This is a genomic window from Methylomonas sp. PHL2-19, assembly GCF_059331595.1.
This window is the reverse complement of sequence record NZ_CP196839.1, coordinates 4,850,650-4,875,687: the sequence shown is the minus strand read 5'-3', so window position 1 is coordinate 4,875,687 and position 25,038 is coordinate 4,850,650. Positions and strand designations below refer to the sequence as shown.

Sequence of the window (25,038 nt, the reverse complement as noted above, 5' to 3'; positions counted from 1 at the left end):
GTCTGTACGCTAGCACACCAACAGTCGATTGCTGTCAGCACGCCATAATAAGAATCGGCATAGTCGCCTCACTCGAGTATTTAGGACATCTAGCTTGGCTGAAGCACAACCCAATATTGAACGTCGCTTCCGCGTGCTTTTACCAAACCGAGATTGCTGCCTTCGATAATCATGCGCGAAATCAGATTGTCTCCATCAATCCAAGGCCATTGTAGCGTCAAGCGTACGGGGATAATAAACTCCATTGTGATAAAGCTAAGTAGAGGTAATTGCCGAAGGTTAGAGCGTCCCCAGTGCCCTTGGGCCGGTTGGCAGTTTGCTGGATAATAATTCCAGCCCCATCGGCATACCTTTGACAAAATGCTCATGGTGGTGCCATTTTGTTTGTTGTGTGGCAATTTTCTAGCCAAATTAATAGGCTGAGCTTGAACAAAGTGGAGGCTGAACATGAAACCAATGCAAACTAAAGAAGCGACTCCCGTTTCCATCAATATCCGCGCTAAGGCTAGGCAGCGGGATATCATTCATCAAGCTGCTGAGCGCCTAGGCCGCAGTCGATCAGACTTTATCTTGGAAGCCGCTTGTCGCGCGGCAGAAGATGTGTTGTTAAATCAGGCATTTTTCGCAGTCGATGACGGCGCATTTGCACAATTTCAAGCGTTGCTCGATCAACCCTTACCACCCACCGATAAGCTTCGCCGGTTACTTAAGACAAAAGCGCCTTGGGATAAATGACGGCTCTAGATCTGTCGCCCCCAGGACCTGTCACGTCAGATCATCGGTTAGTGGATTTCGATTGCGGAGATATGACGCTGAATGATTGGCTCAAAAAACGTGCCCTCAAAAACCATAGGGCAGGAGCTTCGCGTTGCTTTGTGGTAATTGCTGGCATGGATGTTGTTGCTTACTACCGCCTGTCTGCCGGTGCAATCAGCCATCAGGCTTCGCCCAAAGCCATGCGACGCAACATGCCCAATCCTTTGCCTGTATGCTGCTCGGCCGACTGGCTGTCGACAAGCGTTATCATAACCAAGGGATTGGCAAAGCGCTGTTGCGCGACGCAATGTACGGGCAGTCAACGTCTCGGGGGTTGGCTATTTTGGTTCATGCTCTGTCCGAACAAGCCAAACAATTTTATCTTTCACAGGGATTTGTGGAGTCACCTTTGCAAGCAATGACCTTGATGGCGACGTTAGAGACGGTTCGGGAAATTTTGGTTGAACCTGACTTATAGCGTCTATACGACCGGCTCCTTATGCGTTGGGTACCATAGGTCCATGATCGACCATAGTTTAAGGAAACACCTGTGAAGGCAAACGTGTCGCGACCAATCAAAACTTTTGATTTGATTAATTTTGGAGCCCGTAAATAGCTCGATTTGTCATCAGAATTCTGATGACAAATAAAATGAAACTTCTTTAGAATCAAGGGCCTGATTTGAGCTAATGATGACAAATGAGTTGATTAAGTCATTGATTAGTATATAAAACAGGCCTAATTGTGATTCCGGTTGTCGTGGGTTCGAGCCCCATCGTTCACCCCATCAAGATCAGATGTTTAGCCGTTTTGTGGTTGTAAACGAAAGTGTTAGCTTTCCTGGATAACGACTAGGCCATCAGAGATTTCGTCGTTCTGGCGAATAGCCTCATAAATAATTCAAAATTTACGATTTTTTCCTACGCAAAGTACAGCGTTCAGCTTAGAAAGCTACCGCTGCAACGTTTGCGATTGGTGTTGCATTTCTTCCCTGCGTAATAACGCAGCTTTGCGTTCCAGGCCCCAGCGATAACCCGATAATTTTCCGTCAATCCTTAATACCCGGTGGCATGGTATGGCTATGGCCAAAGGATTGGCGGCGCAAGCGCTTGCCACCGCACGCGCCGAATTCGGCGAACCTATGCGCCGGGCAATCTCGCTGTAACTAGCGGTGGCACCGACAGGGATTTCCCGTAATGCCTGCCAAACGCGCTGTTGGAACGGCGTTCCGCCTGTATCCAATGTCAGCTCCAGTCCTTGTTTCGGTACGTCGATAAATTTTCGCAATGCGGCGAAAATGCGTTCGAATTCGAGTGAGCCGTCTATAAACTCCGCTTCAGGATATTTATCCTGGAAGGCTGTGGTTAAATTGTCCGGAGCATCGCCCAAGGCGATTGCGCAAACGCCGGTTGGTTTAACCGCCACTAGCAGCCAGCCCAACGGACACATCCCGGTTGCAAATAGAATTTGGTTGCCGGGTTCACCGTTATGGTTCGGAGAAATAGTATTGTTCATATTTAGTCCCATATTTATGCTGGCCTACGGCAACAGTGTTTGGCAAAATTTGCTGTTCGCATGTTACTTAACAAAATAATGAAAAAATTACTGAATCAAAGCTTTTTAACTAACTTTATCTCCCTGCTGATTATCGCTGCCGGCTATGTCAGCCCGTTTTATCCGGAAACGCTGAAAGCAATTGGTTTTTTTGCATTTTCCGGGGCAATTACCAATTGGTTGGCTATTCATATGCTGTTCGAAAAGGTGCCGTTTTTGTATGGCTCGGGGATTATCCCGGCGCGTTTCGAAGAGTTTAAAGCATCGATCAAGGCCTTGATGATGCAGCAATTTTTCACGGTGGAAAATATCGAACAGTTCATCGAACGAGAGGAGCAGCAGGGCGGCAAGGTGTTGAATTTGCAGCCCTTGTTAAACGCTGTCGATTACGACAAGGTTTACGAAGGCTTGGTATCGTCCATTATGGCTTCTTCGTTTGGTGGCATGTTGTTGATGATGGGCGGCGAAGAGGCGCTATTGCCGCTAAAACAACCCTTCACCGAGAAAATGCAGCACACCCTCTCGGAAATGGTGGAGTCAGAACGGTTTAAACACGCTTTACAGCAAGGATTGAATGCGCACAAGATTGGCGAGGATTTGACCGGCAAAATCGAAATGGTGATCGACAGGCGTTTGAGCGAATTAACGCCGCAATTGGTCAAGGAAATGGTGCAATCCATCATCAAGCAACATTTGGGTTGGCTGGTGGTGTGGGGCGGCGTATTCGGTGGGATATTGGGCGCAATCTTCGGTTTTGCTTGAGCGCAGTGACGATGACGACCATCGAACTGGCTTACGATAGTTTCGGCGAACCCGGCGACACGCCATTACTGATTGTGCATGGTTTTCTGGCCGCCTCGCGTAACTGGCGTTCGGTGGCCAAACGCCTGGCTGAGCAGCGGCACGTTTATGTGTTGGATATGCGCAATCACGGCAGTTCGCCGCATGCCGAGGTGCTGGATTATCCCAGTATGGCCGCTGACTTGTTGGCTTTTATGGATAGCCACGCTATTCCCAGCGCGCATCTGCTCGGGCACAGCATGGGTGGCAAGGCGGTGATGTGGTTTGCCTTGCATCATCCGCAACGGGTGGCTGGTTTAATCGTTGCGGACATCGCGCCGGTCAGTTATCAGCATAGCTTCGACGATCTTGTAGACGCTCTGAGTCGTTTGCCAGTCAATAGCATCGGCAACCGAAAGCAGGCCGAAGAGGCGCTAGCCGAAGCGGTTCCGGATTTAGCCTACCGACAGTTTTTGCTGCAAAATCTGCTGCTGAAAGACGGCAATTACTACTGGCGGATCAATCTGGATATTATTCAAAAAAATGCCCATCACATAGTCGGCTTTCCGGAAGTCGGCGAACGCCGGTTTGTCCGGTCGGTGTTATTCATCGGTGGCGGCAATTCCAAATATCTGGATGAAGAAGCGATTTATGCAGTGTTTCCGCAAGCAAAGATCGCGAAAATTCCAGATACCGGCCATTGGTTATACGTTGAGGCGCCGGATGCGTTTTGTCGCTTGGTGGAAGATTGGTTGCTGGCCGCTTAGCGTTTAAGTGCTTGATCTAGGCTGGTTTAGAACCTTGGTACACTGGCGATAAATCGCAAGGACGATAAGCTTGCTACCGCAATTTAGCTAGTTCAGTGCGGAGCGGTAACAGATGACAGATAATTCATATCAACACATTCAAGGTATCAAACGAGGCAAACTTGCGGTGCCGCTTGAGGATTTGTTGCTCACACAGGCCGAACACGGGCTCAGCGATTATTTGTCGCTTTCGCTAAGCCATTGCGGTGAATTAACCAAAGTTAGTATCACTACGACCGATGTCGAGCCGCTAACCTACTCCGCTTTTATTCGGGCCTCCGCGCCACTGGATTTTGCTGCGGTAGTGTTTGTGGCGCAGCCGGTTAAGCTGGGTGAACTGAGCGATCATCGAACGTTGCCTGATAAAAGAAAAGCTTGTGTTAGAATCGCGCGGCTTGCACCGTTTTGGCGAGTGTTGCGGCAAAAGGGATCGCAACGCCGGCGCTGAGACGCGGCGATAGCTGATGGTTGGTACGCCGAGCCATCACACTTTTTCTTAACTTTTTATTTGAAACGCCCATGAACAAACCCAAAAAAGTTGCAATCCTCACGGCCGGCGGTTTGGCGCCTTGCCTGAACTCCGCTATCGGCAGCCTGATTGAACGCTACACAGAAATTGATCCTAGCATCGAAATTATTTGCTACCGTGGCGGCTACAAAGGCCTGCTGCTGGGTGACTCCTATGTCGTGACCGATGAAGTCCGCAAAAAAGCCGGCTTGCTGCAACGTTTCGGCGGTTCAGTAATCGGCAACAGCCGCGTCAAGCTGACCAATATCAAGGACTGCGTGAAACGCGGTTTGGTGAAAGAAGGCGAAGACCCGCAAAAAGTCGCTGCCGACCAGTTAATTAAAGACGGCGTCGATATTCTGCACACTATCGGCGGTGACGATACCAATACTGCGGCGGCCGATTTGGCGGCATTTCTGGCCAAAAACAACTACGGTCTGACCGTGATCGGTTTGCCAAAAACCGTTGATAACGACGTATTCCCGATCAAACAATCCCTGGGTGCCTGGACTGCCGCCGAACAAGGTGCACGTTACTTCATGAACGTGGTGGCCGAGAACAATTCCAACCCACGCATGCTGATCGTCCACGAAGTCATGGGCCGTAACTGTGGTTGGTTGACCGCTGCGACTGCACAGGAATACCGTAAATTGTTGGACCGCGCCGAGTGGCTGCCTGAGCTGGGCTTGTCTCGTGAATCGTATGAAGTGCATGCGGTATTCGTTCCGGAAATGGCTATCGATCTGGAAGCCGAAGCGGCGCGTTTACGCGCGGTGATGGATAAAGTCGATTGCGTGAATATCTTCGTGTCCGAAGGCGCCGGTGTGGAAGCTATCGTTGCCGAACTGCAAGCTAAAGGCCAAGAAGTGCCGCGTGATGCGTTCGGCCACATCAAGCTGGATGCAGTCAATCCAGGCAAATGGTTTGGCGAGCAATTCGCGCAAATGATCGGGGCGGAAAAAACCCTGGTGCAGAAATCCGGTTATTTCGCCCGCGCTGCTGCTGCTAATGTTGATGATATGCGTCTGATCAAATCTTGCGCTGATCTGGCCGTGGAATGCGCGTTTCGCCGCGAATCCGGCGTGATGGGGCATGACGAAGATAACGGCAACGTATTGCGCGCTATCGAGTTTCCACGCATCAAAGGCGGCAAGCCGTTCAATATCGATACTGATTGGTTCACCCAAACGCTGGCGGAAATTGGTCAGAAAAAAGGCGGCAAAGTCGAAGTTAGCCATTAACAAGTTTTTGGCTTGATCATAGGGGCGGATTTATCCGCCCTTTTTTATTTACTGGAAGCGAATAAATTCGCCTCTACCGCCAAGTTTCACAAGCCCAATTCGCTTAAACCGGCATGATCGTCTGGTCGCCGGCCCAACGGCCAATGGAATAAGCGGTCGTCGGCCTTAATCGGCAAATCGTTGATGCTGGCAAAGCGACGCTGCATGAATCCATACTCGTTAAACTCCCAATTCTCGTTACCGTAGCTGCGAAACCAGTTGCCGGCATCGTCATGCCACTCGTAAGCGAAACGCACCGCGATACGGTTGTCGGTAAAAGCCCATAATTCTTTGATTAGTCGATAATCCAATTCCTTGGCCCATTTGCGCTGTAAAAACTCACGAATTTGCCCGCGACCTACCGGAAACTCGGCGCGATTGCGCCAGCGGCTGTCTTCGGTATACACCTGCACGACGCGGTCCGGATCGCGGCTATTCCAGGCATCTTCTGCCATGCGGACTTTTTGCGTGGCAGTGTCGGCGGTAAAGGGCGGTAGAGGCGGTTTGCTGTCCATCGTTAAGCTCCTGACTGGGGTGAGAAAGTAAGTAGACAGGTTTGTCTACTTGTGGCGATGGTAGCAATTGTAGACAGACTTGTCTACAATCGAAACATGATCTCTGATTCCACCACACTGCTGTCGGACCGCCCGCCTCGCGAGCGGATATTACTGGCCGCGCATGATTTGTTTTATCGCGACGGCATCCGTGCCACCGGCATCGACAAAGTAATTGCCGAATCTGGGGTAACGAAAGTGACGTTCTATCGTTATTTTCCCAGCAAGAATGATTTGATCCGGGCGTTTTTGGCTTATCGGCACGACCTGTGGATGGCCTGGTTTGGCGACGCTTTACAGCGGCACGGTGGCCGGCCGAGTGGTGGCTTAATCCCGCTGGTAGCCACGCTGGAGGAATGGTTTCGCAAGCCTATTTATCGCGGCTGCGCGTTTATCAATACCGTCGCCGAATTGGGCGGCGTGTTGCCTGATGTGCTGGAAATTTGCTACCAGCATAAACAAGATATGGTGCGGGTAATTGCCGAACTGTTGCCGGACGGCCTAAACCGGCAGCAGTTGGCGAATGCGGCTGCGGTGGCGATAGACGGCGCGATTGTTAAAGCGCAGATGGAAGCGCCAGAGGTCGCGGAAAAGCAGTCCCTAAAAAGCTTGGAGACGCTATTAGTTGCACTGAATGCCTTCGCGCAATCAACGCCGGCGGTTAAAGCGCCGGACGACTAGTTTTTCCAGGCCTATCGCTACGTAAATAACCGAGCTAACCCCCAAAATCAACAGCCACTCCTCCCGACCGATTGCCTCGCTGCCGAATAAGGCCTGCATCGTTGGCCAATAGGTAAACAGCAGTTGCAGCAAAATCATGCTGAAGACACCAAAAATCAGCCATAAATTGGAAAAAACGCCGACTCGGAACATCGAGTAATTTAGCGAGCGACAGTTGAATAGGTAAAACAATTCGCCAAACACAAACATATTGACGGCGACTGTGCGGGCCTTAGCTAGGGTTGCGTTTTGCGATAGTTCCCATTCAAACAAGCCGAACGCGCCGGCCAGCAACAATAGGCCGACCAGACAGATACGAAACATTAGGCGTTTGGTCAGGATAGCTTGCTTGGGATTGCGTGGCTTATGGAACATCAGACCCGGTTCCTTGGGTTCGAAAGCCAACATTAAACCCAGCAGTACTGCGGTGGTCATATTGATCCAGAGAATTTGCAGGGGGGTAATCGGCAACGCCACATTGGCGAACACCGCGGCGGTAATCACCAGGCCCTCACCGAGATTGGTCGGTAAGGTCCAGGCGATGAATTTGACCAGATTGTCGAACACGCCGCGGCCTTCTTCGACGGCGGCTTCGATGGTGGCGAAATGATCGTCAGTCAGCACCATGGCCGCCGCTTCTTTGGCGACTTCGGTGCCGCCCATGCCCATCGCCACGCCGATGTTGGCTTGCCGTAGTGCCGGGGCATCGTTGACGCCGTCGCCGGTCATGGCTACCACGTGACCATTGGCCTGCAAGGCTTGCACCAATTGCAACTTTTGCTCCGGCGCGATGCGGGCAAAGACATCGCAGTCTTTGACGTGTTTGCGATAGTCGGCTTCGCTGTAGTGTTGCAAGTCGGCGCCGCTGATCACATGTTCGGTATAGCGCATGTTGAGCTGCTTAGCGATGGCCAGCGCGGTGACGGGATGGTCGCCAGTGATCATCTTCACCGAGATGCCGGCCTTATAACAGGCGGCAATGGCTCGGGCAGCTTCGGGGCGGGGTGGATCGATCATGGCTTGCAAGCCCAAAAAGGTCAGGCCGCCCCCCACTTCGCGGTGTTCAACCGCATCGTCATCATGCTCGAGGCGCGCAAAAGCCAGGACCCTAAGGCCTTGTGAGGCAAACGCTTCGGCTTGTTGGTTCAGGCGGTCTCTATCCAGTGGTACAAGTTGCATGTCGGCGGCAAAGGCCTTGTCGCAGCGCTGTAGCAGGCTTTCCAGCGAGCCTTTTAAATAAATATGCCGGGCGTCTTCGGCCAGGTTGTGATGCAGAGTGGCCATGAATTGGTACGCGGATTCGAACGGAATGGCGTCCAGGCGCGGATGGTCGCCGCTGACGCTGGCTTGATGCAGACCGGCTTTGTGGGCGGCTACCAGCAAGGCGGCCTCGGTAGGGTCGCCTTCGATACGCCAGTTGTCGGTGTCGGCGATTAATCGGGCGTCGTTGCACAGCAGGCCGGCTTTTAAACATTCCAATAGTGCTGGTTTAAGGGACGGGTCGACCGCTTGGTTATGGCTGGTAAATTCACCGTCCGGCGTGTAGCCGCTGCCGCTTACTTCGAATATTTCACCGCCTGCCTGCACGAATTGCACGGTCATTTGGTTTTGCGTCAAGGTGCCGGTTTTGTCGGAGCAAATCACCGTGGTGCTGCCCAGGGTTTCCACCGCCGGCAGTTTGCGGATGATGGCGTTGCGTTTGGCCATACGCGAGACGCCGATAGCCAGCGTAATCGTCAGCGCCGCGGGCAGACCTTCCGGGATGGCGCCGACTGCCAGTGCCACGGAGGCCATGAACATGTCCAGCATGGTTTCACCGCGCCAGACGCCGACCGCAAAGGTAATGGCCGCGCAGCCGACGATCACCCAGAGCAACAATTGACTGAATTGGCTCATTTTTAGCGTTAGCGGCGTTTCCAGCGGTTCGGCGCTGCCGATCAGCTTGTTGATGCGGCCAATCTCGGTGTTATCGCCGGTACTGACCACTACGGCCAGTGCGCTGCCGTAACTGACCAGCGTCGAGGAATACGCCATATTGGCGCGATCAGCCAATAAAGTGCCTGCTGGCAGCGTTTGTGCCTGTTTTTCCACCGGCACTGATTCGCCGGTTAGCGCGGATTCGTCGATTTTCAGTTCGCGGCTTTGCAAGAGGCGCAGATCGGCAGGCACCTTGTCGCCGGATTGCAGGAATACCAAATCGCCGGGAACTAACTCGGCAGCAGCAATACTTCGGCGCTGGCCGTCACGCAGGACGTTGCTGCTGATATTCAAGGTCTGAGCCAGGGCGTTAATGGCTTTCAGCGCGTTCGCTTCCTGAACGAAGCCGATCACCGCATTGATAATGACCACACCGAAGATGACGCTACTGTCGGTCCATTCCTCTAAAAAAGCGGTGGTGGCCGCGGAAAACAGCAGGATGTAGATCAAGGGCTGATGAAATTGCGCCAATAGCAAAAGCAAAGGGCCTTTGCCGCGGCGAGCGGTCAGGCGGTTGGCGCCGCTAGTCGCTCGGCGTTTTTGCGCTTCCTCGCTGCTCAGGCCTTGACCCAGCTCTACGCCGAAATGCGTTAATACGGTTTCCGGCGTTTGGCTGTGCCAGTTGGCTTTAGGGTAATGGTCCATATGCTCAGATTGATAGTTGAAAATGGCGTTGGCGTAGTTGCCCCAAGGCTAAATTAGCCTGAGGTTAAAACCATAAGTTGACAAAGAATACTTTGTGCTTGTTCCCTAAAAGGGATGGGGTTATAGTCCATGCCCGAGGTCTATGGCCTCATTCTAAATTAAAATAAAAACAAATAGTTGGAGGTATATATGGGCGGAGTTATCGAATTAGTGGTGTTGATGTTGATTATTGCCATCTTCGCTTTCGCACCGTTGGGGTATTTCATTTACATGTACACCATGAAGAATGGCGAACCGTTCGGCGACATCGAGCCGCACGGCGATAGCGATTCGGCGCTATTGAGAAATGTCAGCAAAGCCATTCTGATGGTTAAAGGCAAACTGGGAAAAAATTAATTACGTCTTATTTGCCAGCAATAGAAAGCCGGGATTAGCCCGGCTTTTTTATGCGGATTGGCTTATTTCTCGCCACAGCTCGGGCAATGTGGGTTTTTCTTCAAGCGCATGCTGTGCCATTCCATACTCAGTCCATCCAGCAACAGTAAGCGGCCCGTTAATGTGCTGCCGGTGTTGACTATCAGCTTTATCGTTTCCAAGGCCTGTATGCTGCCGACGATGCCGGTGATCGGCGCAATCACGCCGTTGCGGGCGCAATTTTGCAATTCCTCGCCATCGCTTTGATAAAGACAGTTATAGCACGGGCTATCGTTTAACCCTGGGGTAAATACGCTGACTTGACCCTCAAAGCGGATCGCCGCGCCGGATACCAATGGGGTTTGTTGGTCTACGCAAGCCTTATTGATGGCAAAGCGGGTGGTGAAATTATCGCTACAGTCCAGCACTACGTCGGCGTCAGCCACTTCTGCAAGTAGCTGTTCGCCGGCTAATCGCTGTTTGCGAGCCAATACTTTTACGCCCGGATTAATTTTTTCCAAAGTCTGTTGGGTTGAAATAACTTTATCCAACCCTATATCGCTGGTGTAGTGAGCAATCTGGCGTTGCAAATTGGTCAAATCGACTTGGTCGTCGTCGTAGACGGTGATCTGGCCGACACCGGCCGAAGCCAGGTACATTGAGGCAGGCGAGCCCAAACCGCCGGCACCGACGATTAATACTTTGGCATCGAGCAATTTTTGCTGACCGGCAATATCGATTTGCGGCAGCATGATTTGCCGGCTGTAACGGAGTAATTGTTCGTCGTTCATAGTGTGTATGGCTTGGGTAAGGCGCAGATGATGCCAAAGAGCTTGACAGAGTGCAAAAGCCGGATATTATTAGCACTCGTTGCTAGAGAGTGCTAATAAAACTGAGGCCGCTTAAAAGCTCGCTTCCTCCGTAAGGGGTAGCTGTTTTTTAAATCGCTTTACACAGTTTTTAACCTTTAACTTTATCTACATTAAGGAGACATTGATGAAAATTCGTCCGTTACATGACCGTATTGTCGTAAAACGTGTTGAGGAAGAAACCAAAACCGCAGGCGGCATCGTGTTGCCGGGTTCAGCTGCTGAAAAACCTAGCGAAGGCGAAGTGTTGGCAGTAGGTTCAGGTAAACCGTTAGACAACGGCCAAGTACGTGCCCTGGAAGTTAAAGTTGGCGACCGCGTGTTGTTCGGCAAATATTCCGGCACCGAAGTTAAAGTCGATGGCGAGCAATACATCGTCATGCGCGAAGAAGACATCATGGGTGTTTTGGGTTAAGCCCAACTCGTTCGACACACTCTTTTTCAATTTAACCAATATCTCAGGAATAAGAAATGGCAGCAAAAGACGTAAAATTTGGTGGCGACGCGCGTGCACTGATGGTGGCAGGCGTTAACGTTCTGGCAAATGCAGTAAAAGTGACTTTGGGTCCAAAAGGCCGCAACGCTGTATTGGATAAAAGCTTCGGCGCTCCAACCATCACCAAAGACGGTGTATCGGTAGCCAAAGAAATCGAATTGAAAGACAAATTCGAAAACATGGGCGCGCAAATGGTCAAAGAAGTGGCTTCAAAAACTTCTGACGTAGCTGGCGACGGTACTACGACTGCGACCGTTCTGGCGCAAGCCATCGTTAACGAAGGTTTGAAATCAGTCGCAGCGGGCATGAACCCAATGGACCTGAAACGCGGCATTGATTTGGCAGTCACCACAGCGGTTGCGGCGATCGAAAAAGCGGCTACGCCTTGCAGCGACAGCAAAGCGATCGCGCAAGTAGGTACCATCTCGGCTAACTCCGACGAATCAGTCGGTGCGATCATTGCCGAAGCGATGGAAAAAGTCGGTAAAGAAGGCGTCATCACCGTTGAAGAAGGCACCGGCCTGAACAACGAGCTGGACGTTGTAGAAGGTATGCAATTCGACCGCGGCTATTTGTCTCCATACTTCATCAACAAACAAGAAAGCATGAGCGTCGAATTGGACGATCCTTTCGTGCTGTTGTATGACAAAAAAATCTCCAACATTCGCGAAATGTTGCCTATTTTGGAAGGCGTGGCTAAATCCGGCCGTTCTTTGTTGATCATCGCGGAAGACGTTGAAGGCGAAGCCTTGGCAACGCTGGTTGTCAACAACATGCGCGGTATCGTTAAAGTGGCTGCCGTTAAAGCGCCTGGTTTTGGTGACCGTCGTAAAGCCATGCTGGAAGACATCGCGGTGTTGACCGGCGGTGTAGTCATTTCTGAAGAAGTAGGTCTGTCTTTGGAAAAAGCCGACATCAGCCAATTGGGTACTGCCAAACGTGTCCAAATCAACAAAGAAAACACCACCATCATCGACGGTGCCGGCAACGAAGATCAAATCAAAGGCCGCGTCGCGCAAATTCGCGCTCAAGCTGATGATGCGACTTCCGATTACGACCGTGAGAAATTGCAAGAGCGTCTGGCCAAACTGGCTGGCGGTGTCGCGGTGATCAAAGTCGGCGCTGCGACCGAAGTGGAAATGAAAGAGAAGAAAGCCCGCGTTGAAGACGCGCTGCATTCAACTCGCGCCGCGGTTGAAGAGGGTGTGGTTGCCGGTGGCGGTACCGCGCTGATCCGTGCACTGTCTGCCCTGGACGGCCTGAAAGGCATCAACCACGACCAAGATGTAGGTATCAGCATCCTGCGCCGTGCTATGGAAGAGCCTTTGCGTCAAATCGTCAGCAACGCCGGTGATGAAGCGTCTGTGGTTCTGAATGAAGTGAAAAAAGGCACCGGTAACTTCGGTTACAACGCTGCTACCGGCGAATACGGCGACATGATCGCCATGGGTATTTTGGACCCTGCGAAAGTGACCCGTTCTGCCTTGCAAAACGCCGCATCGGTTGCTGGCCTGATGATCACCACCGAAGTGATGATTGCCGATGCACCATCCGACAGCAAAGCCCCTGCAATGCCTGATATGGGCGGCATGGGCGGTATGGGCGGCATGATGTAATCGCCTTCGGCCTTGGCCTGAAAACCCCGGTTGCCGCAAGGTGCCGGGGTTTTTTATTGCCTGGCGCTTTGGGTGTGGAACGGTTTACGATGGTTTGCCGCACTATAGATTGATTTTTGCCGCGAAACATTCGATAACGGCATCAGCAAATTATTCACAGCTCGAAGCTATTAACCATGACCAACGATTTTTCGATTCTGATCGCCGACGACAATGAAATCAATCTATGGTTGTTACGCGAACAGTTGGAATACTGGACGACCAATATCACCTCGGCAAAAGACGGGCGGGAGGCCTGGCAATTGTTGCAAGAACGCCGCTACGACTTCATCTTTCTGGATGTGAACATGCCGTTTTTGAGTGGTTTCGATGTCGCCGCCAATTTGCGCGGCACCGAAAACTACAATCGGCAAACGCCGGCAGTCGCCGTCACGGCTCACGCGCAAAATCAGCAGCAGGAACGGGCAATTGCAGCCGGGTTTAACGAATGTCTGGTCAAGCCGGTCCGCCTTTATCAATTGGAACAACTATTGGTGCGTTGGCGGCAACACGAGCCAGTGAATGCCGAGTATTATGCCGGGCAACTTTTGCGTAAAGCCCAGGATAACAGGCAGTTGAGCCAAATCCTAATGGCCAAATTATTTGACCAGTTGCCGGGGTTGATACTTGAGATCGAGCGGGCTGTGGACAATCGCTTGCTGCAACAGGCTTGGGAGTTGAACCATAAACTGCATGGTACCTTTTGTTTTTACGATTTTGCCGACTGCCTGGCGGTCGTCGAGAACTTGCAAAAAGCGTTGGCACAAGCCGACGCAGAGTTGGCGCAACAGCGCTTTAATAAAATGAAAATTAAGCTGATTCGGCTGTTGGATAACCAGGATCAAGTTCTGAAATGTCTCGGTGACGATGACGCCATATTATGACCAAGGTGACACTCGCGTGGCTCTAATTTGGCCGCTTTTATCGGCTGCGGCGCTTTGGCGTTCGACGCGCCCGCGCAAATGATGCAAACTGCACCCTATATTGCAAAGTAAAGACAAGGTGGCTTTTATGAATACAGACCCCTGCACTTACGTCATTTTCGGTGCTACCGGCAATTTGGCGCGCTTGAAGCTCATGCCGGGCTTCTATCATCTGGAATTGGAAAAAAAACTGCCGGAAGGCACACGTATCCTGGCGGTGGGCCGCCGTCCCTGGGATAGAGCAACCTGGCTGGCCGAAGTGAAGGCCTTGCTACTTGAGCAGGCCAATACGCCGCTGGACGAGGCCGTATTCAATCGGTTTAGCGAACGGCTGGATTATCATCGCGGCGATCTCGATCAACCGGAATGCTATAAAACTCTGGCGGAAACGCTAAACGCTCAGCCGCGATTTTCCCGCAATATGGCCTTCTATCTGGCCATCGGTCCCAGCGATTTCGGCAACGTCATCGAGTCTTTGAGCCAAGTGGAGCTGCTGAACGAAGAATACGGCTGGCGACGAGTCGTGATCGAAAAGCCATTTGGTTACGATCTGGAGAGTGCACAGGCCTTGCAAAAACGTCTGAGCCGCTATTTAAGCGAAGACCAGATTTACCGCATCGACCATTATCTGGGTAAGGGCATGGTGCAGAACGTCTTGGTGTTTCGTTTCGCCAACGTCATGCTGGAGCCCTTGTGGAATCGCAATTACATCGACCATGTGCAGATCACCCACTCCGAAGAGCTGGGCATTGGCAGCCGCGGCGAGTATTACGACAGCGCCGGGGCCATGCGCGACATGCTGCAAAGTCACCTGTTACAGCTTTTGACCTTGGTGGCGATGGAGCCGCCGGTGTCCATGGATGCCGAATCGCTGCGCGACGAAAAAGTCAAAGTGCTGAAGTCCATTCGGCCGATCCCGAAATCGGCTGTGCATGCGCATGCCTTTCGCGGCCAATATGCCCGCGGCAATATCGAAGGTCAAAAAGTGGGCGGTTACCTGGAGGAAGCCAATATTCCCGCTGACAGCAGTACCGAAACCTATGCGGCAATGAAATTGTTGATCGATAACTGGCGCTGGCGCGGCGTGCCGTTTTATCTGCGCACCGGCAAGCGTATGGCCAAGGGCCAATCCTCGATTTCGATCTGCTTTCGCCACCCGCCGTTTCAGTTTTTCCGGGATACCCATGTGCAGTGCATGACGCCGAACTGGATATTGCTGGGGATTCAGCCGGAAGAATGCATCCGCATCGAAATGACCGTCAAGGAGCCGGGCTTAGAAATGCGTACCCGCACCACCAGCCTGGACGCCAGCTTTCGCAATCCCGACGAACGCCGCGTGGATGCCTACGAAGATTTGTTGTTGGATGTGATGAAAGGCGACCGTTCATTATTTTTGCGTTTCGACGAAGTGGAATACGCCTGGCGCATCGTCGATCCGATTTTGCAAAATTGGGTCACCGAGCGGGACTACATCGCCACCTATCCGGCTGGTTCCTGGGGGCCGGAAGAAAGCCGCCGCTTGTTCGAGAAGGAAGACCAGTACTGGCGCAGTTCCTTGATGCCGGAGTGTCAGTCATAACTGCGACTCCCTCGGTTTCTGTTAACAATGTGTCATGATGCGGTAGCGCCAAACTTATTCCGTTTTCGGATTAAGTGTTTCGGGCTAACGGAAAACAAAGCTGTGTGAAATGCCGAGATAGCTGCGGCATTTCACACAGTTTTATGAATGCTAACAAAGCTCTGATTTTTTCGAACGAACGAAAATCTCATATTTTCAGGCGGTTAAGTCTTTGAGTTCCGTCATGGCGTAAACTTTGCTGCGCCAAATGCCACGATTAACTCCAGCATGGCCTGGCTTCGCGCATGGCATTTTCAGACCACGATATTTACCGAATTTTTTTAAGTACCCGCCCGCAAATCCAGCGTTTTTTGCAGCAGCGCATTCGGTGCGACGACACTGCGGCCGATTTGATTCAAGACATTTTTTTGAGATTGACGCTGCTGAAGCCACCTCCCGCCAGTGAGACCGAAGTCCAGGCCTGGCTGTTTAAAGTGGCATCCAATCTATCTCTCGATCATCTGCGCACGCAAAAACGCCGTTGTGAATTGCTTGATCAATATCTGGGCGACGAAACCGACATCGACGCTTCGGCAGCGCCGGAACGAACGGCGGAAGCGCAAGATCAATTGCAGCACATTCAGCTGGCACTGGCCGATTTGCCTGATCAATGCGCCGAGATTTTATATTTAAGCCGTATCGAGGGCTTAAGCCATATTGAGATTGCCAAGCAACTGAAAATCTCGACCAGTTGGGTGGAAAAACAGCTGGCAAAAGCGTTGCTGCACTGCCGGCAGGCTGTTGATAGCCAATGTACTTAGTGTGGATTTAAGCGCCTTGGATCGTTATAGTAAATATCCCGCTCCAAACAACACCGTAATGAACGAAACTTCTTCAACTCGCCGAGCAGCTTTGCAGCAACAAGCCGTTGCCTGGCACGTGCGCCTAAAGTCCGGTGCTGCCGATGACACGGTATTGACTGAGTTCGAAAACTGGCGGTCGCAAACCCCCGAACACGAGCAAGCCTATCGTGATGTCGAGACCCTTTGGCAACACCTGCCGCGGCCGCTACTCGCTGATCGGCAACACCGTCGCGCGCTGGCGATAAGGCAGCGGCGAGGGCGTAGGCTAAAGCGCGGATTGGGCTTGGCTGCGGCCGCTGCGCTGCTGCTGTGCGTGATGAGTAGTTTTTATCCGGATTACTTGCAACATCCGCTGGCAGACTACCGTACCCGGATCGGTGAGCAGACCTCAATTACGCTGGCCGACGGCAGTATCGCCCATCTGAATACCGATACCGCCATCGATGTATCAATCAATGCCAATGAGCGACGCATTGAATTGCTGCGCGGCGAGGCCGAATTTGACGTGGCGCATGACGAGCACAAGTCGTTTCGGGTCGTATCCGGTGCTACGTCGACAGAAGCGTTAGGCACCCGCTTCATCGTCCGTTACGACGGCCAAACCGGCGCGGTTACGCTATTGCAAGGCAAAGTCCGCAGTAGCAGGCCGTCCGCGCACGGTGCGCAAGCCGATAGCGCCACACTGCAACCCGGCCAACAACTAAGCTTCAATACCGAGATGTTGGGCGTGCCGCAAGCAGTCGAATTAAGCAACGCCGACGCCTGGCGCCGCGGCCGCTTGTTGATGAATTTCGTACCGTTAAAACAGGTTATCGCCGAAATCAACCGCTACCGGCGCAGCCAAATCCGTTTATTGGACGACAGGCTGGCGGAGCGGGAAGTCAACATCGCCGTCGACATCCAGCAAATCGATGCCTGGCTGGAAGCCCTGCAACAGACCTTGCCGGTTAAAGTCATCCACGCCGGGCCGCTGGTGTTTTTGCAGTCCTGATGGCCCGCTTTGCTGCCTGCGACAATTTGTCACACATCCTTTAGTACGGCTCAGCCAGCCGCCAATCGTTCTCAGCTAAAACCCACTCAAACTGAGGACACATCATGAGAAAAACCGGAAACCCAAGCCGGACGCGAACAGCTCAAACTAAAGGCTCATCGACCATCGGTGCATTGCCGCTTTGTCTGAGCTTGATAAGCGCTGCGACGCTGCCGACAGCTCAGGCCGAAAGCCCCAGCGCCACTAGCGAAAGTCGCACCTACAACATCGCTGCGCAGCCCTTGTATTCCGCACTGAGCGCGTTGGCCGAACAGTCCGGCGTGCAGTTTGTTTACAACTCGGAGTTGGTCAAGGGTATCGACTCGCAAGGCGCTAGCGGACAGTATTCGCTGGAAGGCGCATTGAAATGCTTACTGTCCGGGTCGGGGATTAGTTATCGATTCAGTAGCGGTAACACCGTCACGCTGCAAAATACGGCCGAGTTGGAGCCGCAATCGGCTGCAACGATGCCGGCTGTGACGGTCGTTGGCAAAACCGATCTCAACTCCGATGATCCCTACAACTTGAGTTATACCCGCACCAACACGGCGCTGGCGACCAAAACCGACACACCCATCATGGAGACGCCTGCCTCCATTCAAGTCGTCAACAAGGCGGTGCTGCACGATCAACAATCCTACCGCTTACAGGACGCCATCAAGAATGTCAGCGGCGTGCAGTCTTACCATTCGTATGGCGGCGACCACGAACAATTCGTGATGCGTGGTTTTCTGCAAAGCACCGTCAACTATCGCAACGGCATCCGCATACCGTTTACTAAATTCGATCTGGCCAACGTCGAGCGCGTGGAAGTGATTAAAGGCGCATCGGCCATGCTGTTCGGCTTCGGCGATCCCGGCGGCTTGATCAGTACCGTGACCAAGCAGCCCAGCTCGACGCCCTACTATTCGCTGGAACAACGCTTCGGCTCCTACGATTTCTATCGTACCGAAGCCAGCGCAACCGGTCCGATCAGCAAGGAAGCCGGCCTGAATTACCGGTTGGACATGTCGTATCTGGATACCGGTTCGTTCCGGCAAAACATGGGTAATGACCGGATCTTTTTCGCGCCTACCCTGAGTTGGGAAGCCACGGCGGACACCAAGTTCACCTTATCCTATGAATACTTCGACGAGAACAACGCCTATGACTACGGTGTGCCCGCGGTCGGCAACCAATTGGCCAGAATTCCCATTTCCAGAACCTTCGTCGGCCGTTCGGATTTAAGAAATTCCACGACCAACAATTTGGTCGATTTCAGAATCGACCACCGCGTCAACGACCAGGTCAAGCTAAACGCCGGCGTGGTGTCGTCGCAGTATCAAAAGTATTGGCAGGGTTTCTATACCGGCCGCGTCAACGAAACCCCCGGCAACGCCTTCGGCAACGTGTCGCGCAATTACTGGTTTAGCCCGGAAAACGCCGAGTCACTGACCGCCTGGGTAAACGGCACGTTCGACTTCGAAACCTACGGCATCAAGCATAAACTGTTGCTCGGCGGCGAGTACTACAACAGTCAATTGAAATACGAGGTTGCCAGCGGCGGCGTCGACACGATCAACATCTTTAACCCGAATATTGCGGCCGTTACCGACGCTCAGGTAAGCCGAATCCGGAGTGCGTCTTACAACGACGTCATCGCTACCGAGAACACCTCAAAGGCCATTTACTTTCAGGATCAAATGACGCTTTGGGACAAGCTGCACATTATGGGCGGCTTCCGCTATGACTGGGTGGATAGGATGCAAGACCTGAGCTGGTGGGCGCCGGACGGCAAGGACGCGCGTAACGACGATGTGGTCAGCCCCAGGGTCGGCATCGTTTACCAGCCGGTCAACTGGCTGTCGTTGTTTGGCAGTTTCACCGAATCGTTCGGTCCGGCTAACGATTACGACAACGGCGGCGCCAAGTTGTACGATCTATTCGATGCCACCCAGTTCGAGGGCGGCGTGAAAACTCAATTTTTCGACGGCAAATTCAACGCCAGCGTAGCTTACTTCGACCTGGAAAGAACCCAATTTTTCCAAGATCCCAACAGCGATGTGATCTATGCGCAAGTGCCGGTTAAGGGCAGCAGTAAAGGCGTCGAACTGGACGTACAAGGTCAGCTGTACGAGGGCTTGAGTGTTATCGGCACCTACGCTTACACCAACGCCAAGGTCATCGACGACACGGGGACACCAGCCAACATCGGCAACCGTATGCCTTTTGCGCCCAACCATCAAGGCAGCGCTTGGTTGAAGTATGACTTCGACGGCGACATGCTGAAAGGCTTTAGTGTCGGTGCCGGGGTCTACGTTTCCGGACGCCGTTACGGCGATGCGGCAAACAGCTATTTCGACCGGTCCTATGCTCGGCTGGATTTGATGGCGGCCTACAAGCGCAAACTGGGCGGCATGAATTTGACCACCCAAGTCAACATCAACAACGTCAACGATGCCGAGTATTACGTGCTGCGCTCACGGCGAACCAATCTGCCCGCCGAGCCGTTGGCGGTCATGGGCTCAATCAAGCTGGAGTATTAGACCGTTCTAAGGGGCACGTAGGTCGGGTTAGGCGTTAGCCGTAACCCGACATGTTGGCTTGAGGTTGCCGGTTTAAGCACTATCGCGCTGACCCGGCCCACGCCCAGAAATAGCACTTTACGGCATTGCTTCCAAATTCTTCCCAGCGAAAAGTAACTGGGGCTTTCCGGGGCCAAAACGTCATATTTGGGAATCGCCGCTTTTTGATTTTTCCGGTTTCCGCATGCATTGGACTAAGCCGATGGACTCAATCGGATTTTTCATAAGGCGGCGGTTTTTACCTCGCATATTTTTCGCACCCTTTACCTGACCGTTTTACTATCGCCATGAACGCCATCCATCAACCATCGCGCTCGACCATTCCGGCGACTCCGCAAAACTCGGCCTTGTCCCGCCTGAAAGCCCGCCGCAAACGCTGGCTGGACGTGCATTTGTGGCTGGGTTTGAGCTTGGGATTTTTGCTGTCGATTTACGGGATTACCGGCAGCTTTCTGGTTTTTTACGCCGAGATCGACGAATGGCTGCATCCCGAATTATTGGTGGTTGAACAACCGGCTGGTGCACAGTATCGGCCGCTGGCCGAAATCTTTGCCGCCGGCAAAACCGTGATGCCGCCGAACGCCAAACATATTTTTTCGGTATATCCGCGCAATGCGGAGGCCGCCTTCAAACTGCGTTACCAATTTCCAACCACCGATACCGAAAACGAACGCTGGATCGTCGGCGTCAATCCCTATACGGCGCAAATCACCGGAAAAATGTTGCTGACCCGCTCCGGCGATTGGTTGCCGGCAACCTTCATCGATTGCGTGTTCGAGTTGCACTACGCCTTGTTGATTCCGTCCGAGGACATCAGCGCCGTCATCGTTGGCGTCTCGGCGGCGCTGCTGATTATCTCGACGCTGACCGGCCTGATCGTATGGTGGCCGTTGACCGGACATTGGCGCAACGCATTAACCTTCAAGGCCAAGGCCGGCAAAGTGCGCTTCAATTACGATCTGCATAAAACCAGCGGTTTTTACACCTTGCTGGTGATGTTGCCGGTGCTGTTCTCAGGGATTTACATGGTGCTGCCGCACAACGTGGTGCCGGTGCTGGAACTGTTCTCACCGGTGACTTACCGCTACTGGTTTCAATCCCAACCGCCTTATCCAAATGCTCCGGCCATCGGTATGGATCAGGCGGTGGCGATTGCCTTTAAGCAGTATCCGCAAGGCCGGCCGCATTGGATTTACGGCGCCAGCGAACCCACTAAAACCTATACGGTGTGCCAGGACGGCGTCGATGCGCCCGGCAGTATTTTGCAACGCCGTTGCACGGTGATCGACCGTTACACCGGCAAGATTCTGGATCTGGACGACCCCAGCCTGCCGACCGCCACAGCCGGCGAAATCTTTACTCATTGGCAGTGGCCGCTGCATTCCGGCCAGGCCTTCGGCATGACCGGACGGATTTTGGTGTTTATCACCGGCTTGGCTTGCCCTGTGTTGTTCGTGACCGGGGTGATTCGCTGGCTGCAAAAAGCCACCGCCCAGCAAAGACGCAAGTGTTGAAACCGACTGGTTTTTAGCTGCTGATAACCACTAGGGCGTAATGGCGGACCGATGCTTGGTATATGAATTTTCTGCTGTGTGAGTCGTGAATTGAAGCTGGAAGCACGAGTTTAAAGGTGTGTCATATGCCGCACTTTGCCGCTATGCGTCCAGGATTTTTGCCGTCAACTGATCGCAATCCCTTAATGCCACTGTTTTACGAAGTTAGAGGCTTAAAAATTGCCTTGGCATAAGACGTTTCATTTCCGGCTTTGTTTGCATGCGTGCAATCACCGATTTCGATTTACTTGCCAGCCCGCGTAGGTTAGGGTGAGGTAACGAACCCCAACATTTTTGGCCTTCAAATTGTCGGTAACTTTGATGTTCCGTTGCCGACAGTTGGAGGGTGGTTTTGCGCTTGTCGTGTGGTGGGCTATGGTTTCATGCCCGAAGGGTACACCCTAACCTACGCTCTCTACCCGGCCCTTAAAAACTGTTCGCCCTGAGATAGCCTGTCGAAGGATGTGAGGGAAAATCCGGCCATCCTTCGCCCCAACCGTTCACGCTTAGCCTGAGCTTTCGGCAATTGCGCTTGTATCCATGCAAGTCGAGCAGGAACGGTTTGGCGGGTAAGACGCTTCGGGACCTTATTTTTAGCGGCATCCTTAGCCTCCCGCCAAAACAGGAAATAGCTCAGTCAAGCCGTCGGCGATAAATTCGACGGCGGTCGAGGTCAATAACAAGCCCATCACCCGCGTCACCACGTTCATGCCGGTTTGTCCCATCACGGCGATGATGCGCGGCGCCAGCAGCAGGATGAGTAGCACGATGACGCTGACCGATACGATCACTCCGCTGAACAACAAATAATGCGCCAAGGACAAGTCGCGATGGGCATAGACGATGGTGGTGCTGATGGCGCCAGGCCCCGCCAACAAAGGAATCGCCAAGGGCACCACCGCGACCGAGGACTTTTCGTGTGACTCGGCGTCTTCTTCCGGTGTGTGCCGGGAACGATCATCGCTGACCCGCAGCATCGATATGCCCATCAACAGCAGCAAGAGTCCCCCCGCGACCCGAAAGGCTGGCAAGCCGATACCAAAGAAATTCAGGATAGGCTCGCCGGCCAACAGCGAAGTGAACAACACCATCGCCACGGCAAATGCGGTGCTTATTGCCGTTTGCCGGCGCTGCCCCGCAGATTTGGTCGCCGTCAACGACAGAAAAATCGGCATCGCACTGATCGGATTGACCACTGAAATCAAGCCGGCCAGCAATTGCATATATTCGTTCCAATTCATTCGGTGGGATTCCTGTTTTTAGACCCTATCGCGTCAAATAATTACGCCAGCCGCTACCGTGTGCAAAGACACTGGATCGATGACGATGAAACTGCCGGTGGTGCGGTTATCGGCATACGCATCCACTAACAGTGGCTGTTGCAATTTCAGTTTGACCCGCAGGATGTCGTTCATGACCGCCGTTTCCGGGGTGGCCTGGTGCTGCAGTGTGTTGACGTCAACCCGGTAACTTAAGGCTTCGAAAAACGCATTCACGGTGCGGGTGGTATGTTTAATTAGGTACTTGCCCCGCGCTTGCAGTGGTTGCTCGGACAACCAGCAAATATCGGCGGTGAGTGTCTTGACGACCTGCGGCGGCTGCACGGGGTTGGACAGCATATCGCCGCGCGAAATATCGATTTCACTATCCAGAGACACCATCACCGCGCGGTCTGCGCTGGCCACGGCCAATGCCTGTTCGGCCACATTCAAACGTGTGACACGCGCTCGCTGGCCGCTCGGCCACACCGCCACCTCATCGCCAACTTGTAGTTGTCCCGAAGCCAGTGTACCTTGATAACCGCGAAATTCCGTGTCGCTCGCACCGTTGGCGGCATTGCCGAGCATTACCCGCACCACCCGCTGCACCGGCAGTCTTAGCGGTGCCTGTTCGGCATCGCGTCGGGCCGGGACGGCTTCCAAATATTCCAGCAAACTGGGGCCGTGATACCAAGGAATCGCCTCCGCGCGCGTCGCCACATTAGTACCGTTTAATGCCGATAACGGAATGGCTTGCACATGATGACGACCCAAGGCACTAACGAAGGCGTTGAAGTTATCGACGATGCCCTGGTAAACCGCAGGTTGCCAATCCACCAAATCCATTTTGTTCACTGCCAGCACTAACTCGCGGATACCGAGTAAATGTGCCAGATAGGCGTGGCGGCGGGTCTGGGTGGTGACGCCTTTCCTGGCGTCGACCAACAAAATCGCCGAGTCGGCGCTGGAGGCGGCGGTGACCATGTTGCGGGTATATTGCTCGTGGCCGGGCGCATCACCGATGATGAATTTACGCCGCGATGTGGCGAAATAACGGTAGGCCACATCAATCGTAATGCCTTGTTCCCGTTCGGCGATCAGGCCATCGGTCAACAACGACCAATCGATAGCCGCCAGCCCGCGTTTTTGCGAAGTGGCTTGAATCGCCGCCAATTGATCCGCGGCGACGTTGCCGGTGTCGTACAACAAGCGACCGATCAGCGTGCTCTTGCCGTCATCGACGCTGCCGGCGGTGATAAACCGCAGCAGGCCGGAATTAGCGGGTTGCACGCTCTCGTCAAATTGGCTTTCAAGTGTCACATAGCTAGGTGCGTTCATCAGAAATACCCCTCTTTTTTACGTTGTTCCATCGCCGCATCGGAGGAGCGGTCGTCCAGGCGGGTGGCGCCGCGTTCCGTCAGCAGGCACTGGGCGGTTTCGGCGATGATGTCGGCCACGTTACCGGCTGACGACGCCACCGGTGCGGTACAGGAAATATCGCCGACGGTGCGGAAGCGGCAACTGATAGTCTCCACGGTATCGCCGGCCAGGGCCGGTGTCAGATGCGTTACCGGCACCAGAATGTCGCCGCGTCTCACCACTTCACGCGGATGGGCGAAGTAAAGCGCCGGCAGTTCGATGTCTTCGCGCTGGATGTATTGCCAGACATCGAGTTCGGTCCAGTTTGAAATCGGGAATACCCGTAGATGGTCGCCCAGTGCCACGCGGGTGTTGTACAAAGACCAGAGCTCAGGGCGCTGATTTTTGGGTTCCCATTGACCGAACTCGTCGCGCACGCTGACGATACGTTCCTTGGCCCGCGCTTTCTCTTCGTCACGTCGGGCACCGCCCAGACAGGCATCGAAACCAAATTCGGCGATTGCTTCCATCAAAGTCACCGATTGATAGGCATTGCGCGATTCCAACGTATGCCGCAAACGCACGGAGCCTTTGCGGATCGAGTCTTCGACGCTGCGCACGTGCAACTGGCAAGCGTAGCGTTCCGCCATCCGGTCGCGATAGGCAATTACTTCGTCATAGTTATGACCGGTATCGATGTGCAGCAGCGCGCAGCCAATGCGCTCGGGATGAAACGCCTTGTAGGCCAGATGTAACAACACCGCCGAATCCTTGCCGCCGGAAAACAACAACACCGGATGGCGACATTCAGCAATCACCTCGCGGAGGATGAACAGCGCCTCGGCTTCCAGTAAGTCCAGGTGGTCCGCCGCTACGTGTGTCTGGTTGACGGGTGTGTTTACTTGCTCGTTCATA

24 protein-coding genes are annotated in these 25,038 nt (G+C 53.2%); 16 read left to right on the top strand and 8 right to left on the bottom strand.

Features of this window, described 5'->3' with window-relative positions; all coding sequences use genetic code 11:
• Positions 1-89: 89 nt before the first annotated feature.
• Positions 90-449: a hypothetical protein gene (locus ACR02O_RS22460; RefSeq protein WP_494522419.1), complete on the bottom strand. Its 360-nt coding sequence runs from the start codon at positions 447-449 to the stop codon at positions 90-92.
• Between ACR02O_RS22460 and ACR02O_RS22455 the strand changes: the two genes are divergently transcribed.
• Positions 448-735, top strand: coding sequence for a type II toxin-antitoxin system TacA family antitoxin (locus ACR02O_RS22455; RefSeq protein ID WP_494522418.1), 288 nt, complete (start codon positions 448-450; stop codon positions 733-735). The genes ACR02O_RS22460 and ACR02O_RS22455 overlap by 2 nt on opposite strands.
• A gap of 133 nt (positions 736-868) precedes the next feature.
• A complete protein-coding gene (locus ACR02O_RS22450) occupies positions 869-1,234 on the top strand; it encodes a GNAT family N-acetyltransferase (RefSeq protein WP_494522417.1) in 366 nt (121 codons plus the stop codon).
• A 473-nt stretch (positions 1,235-1,707) separates the two neighbouring features.
• Here the strand turns inward: ACR02O_RS22450 and ACR02O_RS22445 are convergent, their stop codons facing one another.
• Positions 1,708-2,271 (bottom strand): methylated-DNA--[protein]-cysteine S-methyltransferase, encoded by a 564-nt coding sequence (locus ACR02O_RS22445; protein ID WP_458138383.1) that lies wholly within the window; start codon positions 2,269-2,271, stop codon positions 1,708-1,710.
• Between the two features lie 78 nt (positions 2,272-2,349).
• Between ACR02O_RS22445 and ACR02O_RS22440 the strand changes: the two genes are divergently transcribed.
• The 4 genes from ACR02O_RS22440 (at position 2,350) to ACR02O_RS22425 (ending at position 5,645) form a co-directional block, all read left to right on the top strand.
• Positions 2,350-3,072 carry a DUF445 domain-containing protein gene (locus tag ACR02O_RS22440; RefSeq protein ID WP_458138382.1) on the top strand — a complete coding sequence of 241 codons (723 nt, stop codon included), beginning with the start codon at positions 2,350-2,352 and terminating at the stop codon, positions 3,070-3,072.
• Between the two features lie 11 nt (positions 3,073-3,083).
• Positions 3,084-3,857: an alpha/beta fold hydrolase gene (locus ACR02O_RS22435; RefSeq protein WP_458138381.1), complete on the top strand. Its 774-nt coding sequence runs from the start codon at positions 3,084-3,086 to the stop codon at positions 3,855-3,857.
• 112 nt (positions 3,858-3,969) lie between these two features.
• On the top strand, positions 3,970-4,344 hold the full coding sequence (locus tag ACR02O_RS22430; RefSeq protein WP_458138380.1) for a hypothetical protein: 375 nt from the start codon (positions 3,970-3,972) through the stop codon (positions 4,342-4,344).
• 71 nt (positions 4,345-4,415) lie between these two features.
• The gene (locus ACR02O_RS22425; RefSeq protein WP_445367058.1) at positions 4,416-5,645 is read left to right on the top strand and encodes a pyrophosphate--fructose-6-phosphate 1-phosphotransferase; all 1,230 of its coding nucleotides are present in this window, start codon (positions 4,416-4,418) and stop codon (positions 5,643-5,645) included.
• A gap of 86 nt (positions 5,646-5,731) precedes the next feature.
• On the opposite strand, the gene ACR02O_RS22420 is transcribed toward ACR02O_RS22425, so the two are convergent.
• Positions 5,732-6,199: a nuclear transport factor 2 family protein gene (locus ACR02O_RS22420; protein ID WP_458138379.1), complete on the bottom strand. Its 468-nt coding sequence runs from the start codon at positions 6,197-6,199 to the stop codon at positions 5,732-5,734.
• Positions 6,200-6,295: 96 nt separating this feature from the next.
• Here ACR02O_RS22420 and ACR02O_RS22415 point away from each other — a divergent pair, with 96 nt between their 5' ends.
• Positions 6,296-6,919 carry a TetR/AcrR family transcriptional regulator gene (locus tag ACR02O_RS22415; RefSeq protein ID WP_458138378.1) on the top strand — a complete coding sequence of 208 codons (624 nt, stop codon included), beginning with the start codon at positions 6,296-6,298 and terminating at the stop codon, positions 6,917-6,919.
• Here the strand turns inward: ACR02O_RS22415 and ACR02O_RS22410 are convergent.
• Positions 6,887-9,580, bottom strand: coding sequence for a cation-transporting P-type ATPase (locus tag ACR02O_RS22410; RefSeq protein WP_458138377.1), 2,694 nt, complete (start codon positions 9,578-9,580; stop codon positions 6,887-6,889). The genes ACR02O_RS22415 and ACR02O_RS22410 overlap by 33 nt on opposite strands.
• A gap of 189 nt (positions 9,581-9,769) precedes the next feature.
• Between ACR02O_RS22410 and ACR02O_RS22405 the strand changes: the two genes are divergently transcribed.
• Complete coding sequence (locus ACR02O_RS22405; protein ID WP_033156006.1) at positions 9,770-9,976, top strand: hypothetical protein; 207 nt, start codon at positions 9,770-9,772, stop codon at positions 9,974-9,976.
• A gap of 62 nt (positions 9,977-10,038) precedes the next feature.
• Here the strand turns inward: ACR02O_RS22405 and ACR02O_RS22400 are convergent, their stop codons facing one another.
• Entirely contained in the window at positions 10,039-10,785 is a 747-nt protein-coding gene (locus ACR02O_RS22400) for a HesA/MoeB/ThiF family protein (protein WP_458138376.1), read from the bottom strand.
• A gap of 205 nt (positions 10,786-10,990) precedes the next feature.
• On the opposite strand from ACR02O_RS22400, the gene groES reads away from it, so the two are divergent.
• The 8 genes from groES to ACR02O_RS22360 all read left to right on the top strand — a co-directional run bounded on the left by groES (position 10,991) and on the right by ACR02O_RS22360 (position 21,466).
• Positions 10,991-11,278, top strand: coding sequence for a co-chaperone GroES (gene groES, locus ACR02O_RS22395; protein WP_020484651.1), 288 nt, complete (start codon positions 10,991-10,993; stop codon positions 11,276-11,278).
• A gap of 56 nt (positions 11,279-11,334) precedes the next feature.
• On the top strand, positions 11,335-12,975 hold the full coding sequence (groL, locus tag ACR02O_RS22390) for a chaperonin GroEL (RefSeq protein WP_033156008.1): 1,641 nt from the start codon (positions 11,335-11,337) through the stop codon (positions 12,973-12,975).
• A 176-nt stretch (positions 12,976-13,151) separates the two neighbouring features.
• Complete coding sequence (locus ACR02O_RS22385; RefSeq protein ID WP_033156009.1) at positions 13,152-13,898, top strand: response regulator; 747 nt, start codon at positions 13,152-13,154, stop codon at positions 13,896-13,898.
• A gap of 127 nt (positions 13,899-14,025) precedes the next feature.
• Positions 14,026-15,516, top strand: a complete 1,491-nt coding sequence (zwf, locus tag ACR02O_RS22380) for a glucose-6-phosphate dehydrogenase (RefSeq protein ID WP_033156158.1) — start codon at positions 14,026-14,028, stop codon at positions 15,514-15,516.
• Positions 15,517-15,800: 284 nt separating this feature from the next.
• Positions 15,801-16,316: an RNA polymerase sigma factor gene (locus tag ACR02O_RS22375; protein WP_033156010.1), complete on the top strand. Its 516-nt coding sequence runs from the start codon at positions 15,801-15,803 to the stop codon at positions 16,314-16,316.
• A gap of 58 nt (positions 16,317-16,374) precedes the next feature.
• The gene (locus tag ACR02O_RS22370) at positions 16,375-17,349 is read left to right on the top strand and encodes a FecR family protein (RefSeq protein ID WP_033156159.1); all 975 of its coding nucleotides are present in this window, start codon (positions 16,375-16,377) and stop codon (positions 17,347-17,349) included.
• A gap of 104 nt (positions 17,350-17,453) precedes the next feature.
• The gene (locus ACR02O_RS22365) at positions 17,454-19,913 is read left to right on the top strand and encodes a TonB-dependent siderophore receptor (protein ID WP_033156011.1); all 2,460 of its coding nucleotides are present in this window, start codon (positions 17,454-17,456) and stop codon (positions 19,911-19,913) included.
• A gap of 326 nt (positions 19,914-20,239) precedes the next feature.
• Complete coding sequence (locus ACR02O_RS22360; protein ID WP_494522416.1) at positions 20,240-21,466, top strand: PepSY-associated TM helix domain-containing protein; 1,227 nt, start codon at positions 20,240-20,242, stop codon at positions 21,464-21,466.
• A 644-nt stretch (positions 21,467-22,110) separates the two neighbouring features.
• Here the strand turns inward: ACR02O_RS22360 and ACR02O_RS22355 are convergent.
• From ACR02O_RS22355 to cysD, 3 genes are read right to left on the bottom strand one after another with little or no spacing between them, the layout of a single operon-like run.
• Positions 22,111-22,746 carry a MarC family protein gene (locus tag ACR02O_RS22355; RefSeq protein ID WP_494522415.1) on the bottom strand — a complete coding sequence of 212 codons (636 nt, stop codon included), beginning with the start codon at positions 22,744-22,746 and terminating at the stop codon, positions 22,111-22,113.
• Positions 22,747-22,779: 33 nt separating this feature from the next.
• Positions 22,780-24,102: a sulfate adenylyltransferase subunit 1 gene (locus ACR02O_RS22350; protein WP_494522414.1), complete on the bottom strand. Its 1,323-nt coding sequence runs from the start codon at positions 24,100-24,102 to the stop codon at positions 22,780-22,782.
• Positions 24,102-25,037, bottom strand: coding sequence for a sulfate adenylyltransferase subunit CysD (cysD, locus tag ACR02O_RS22345; RefSeq protein ID WP_494522413.1), 936 nt, complete (start codon positions 25,035-25,037; stop codon positions 24,102-24,104). Before cysD ends, ACR02O_RS22350 begins: the two co-directional genes overlap by 1 nt.
• Position 25,038 lies beyond the last annotated feature (1 nt).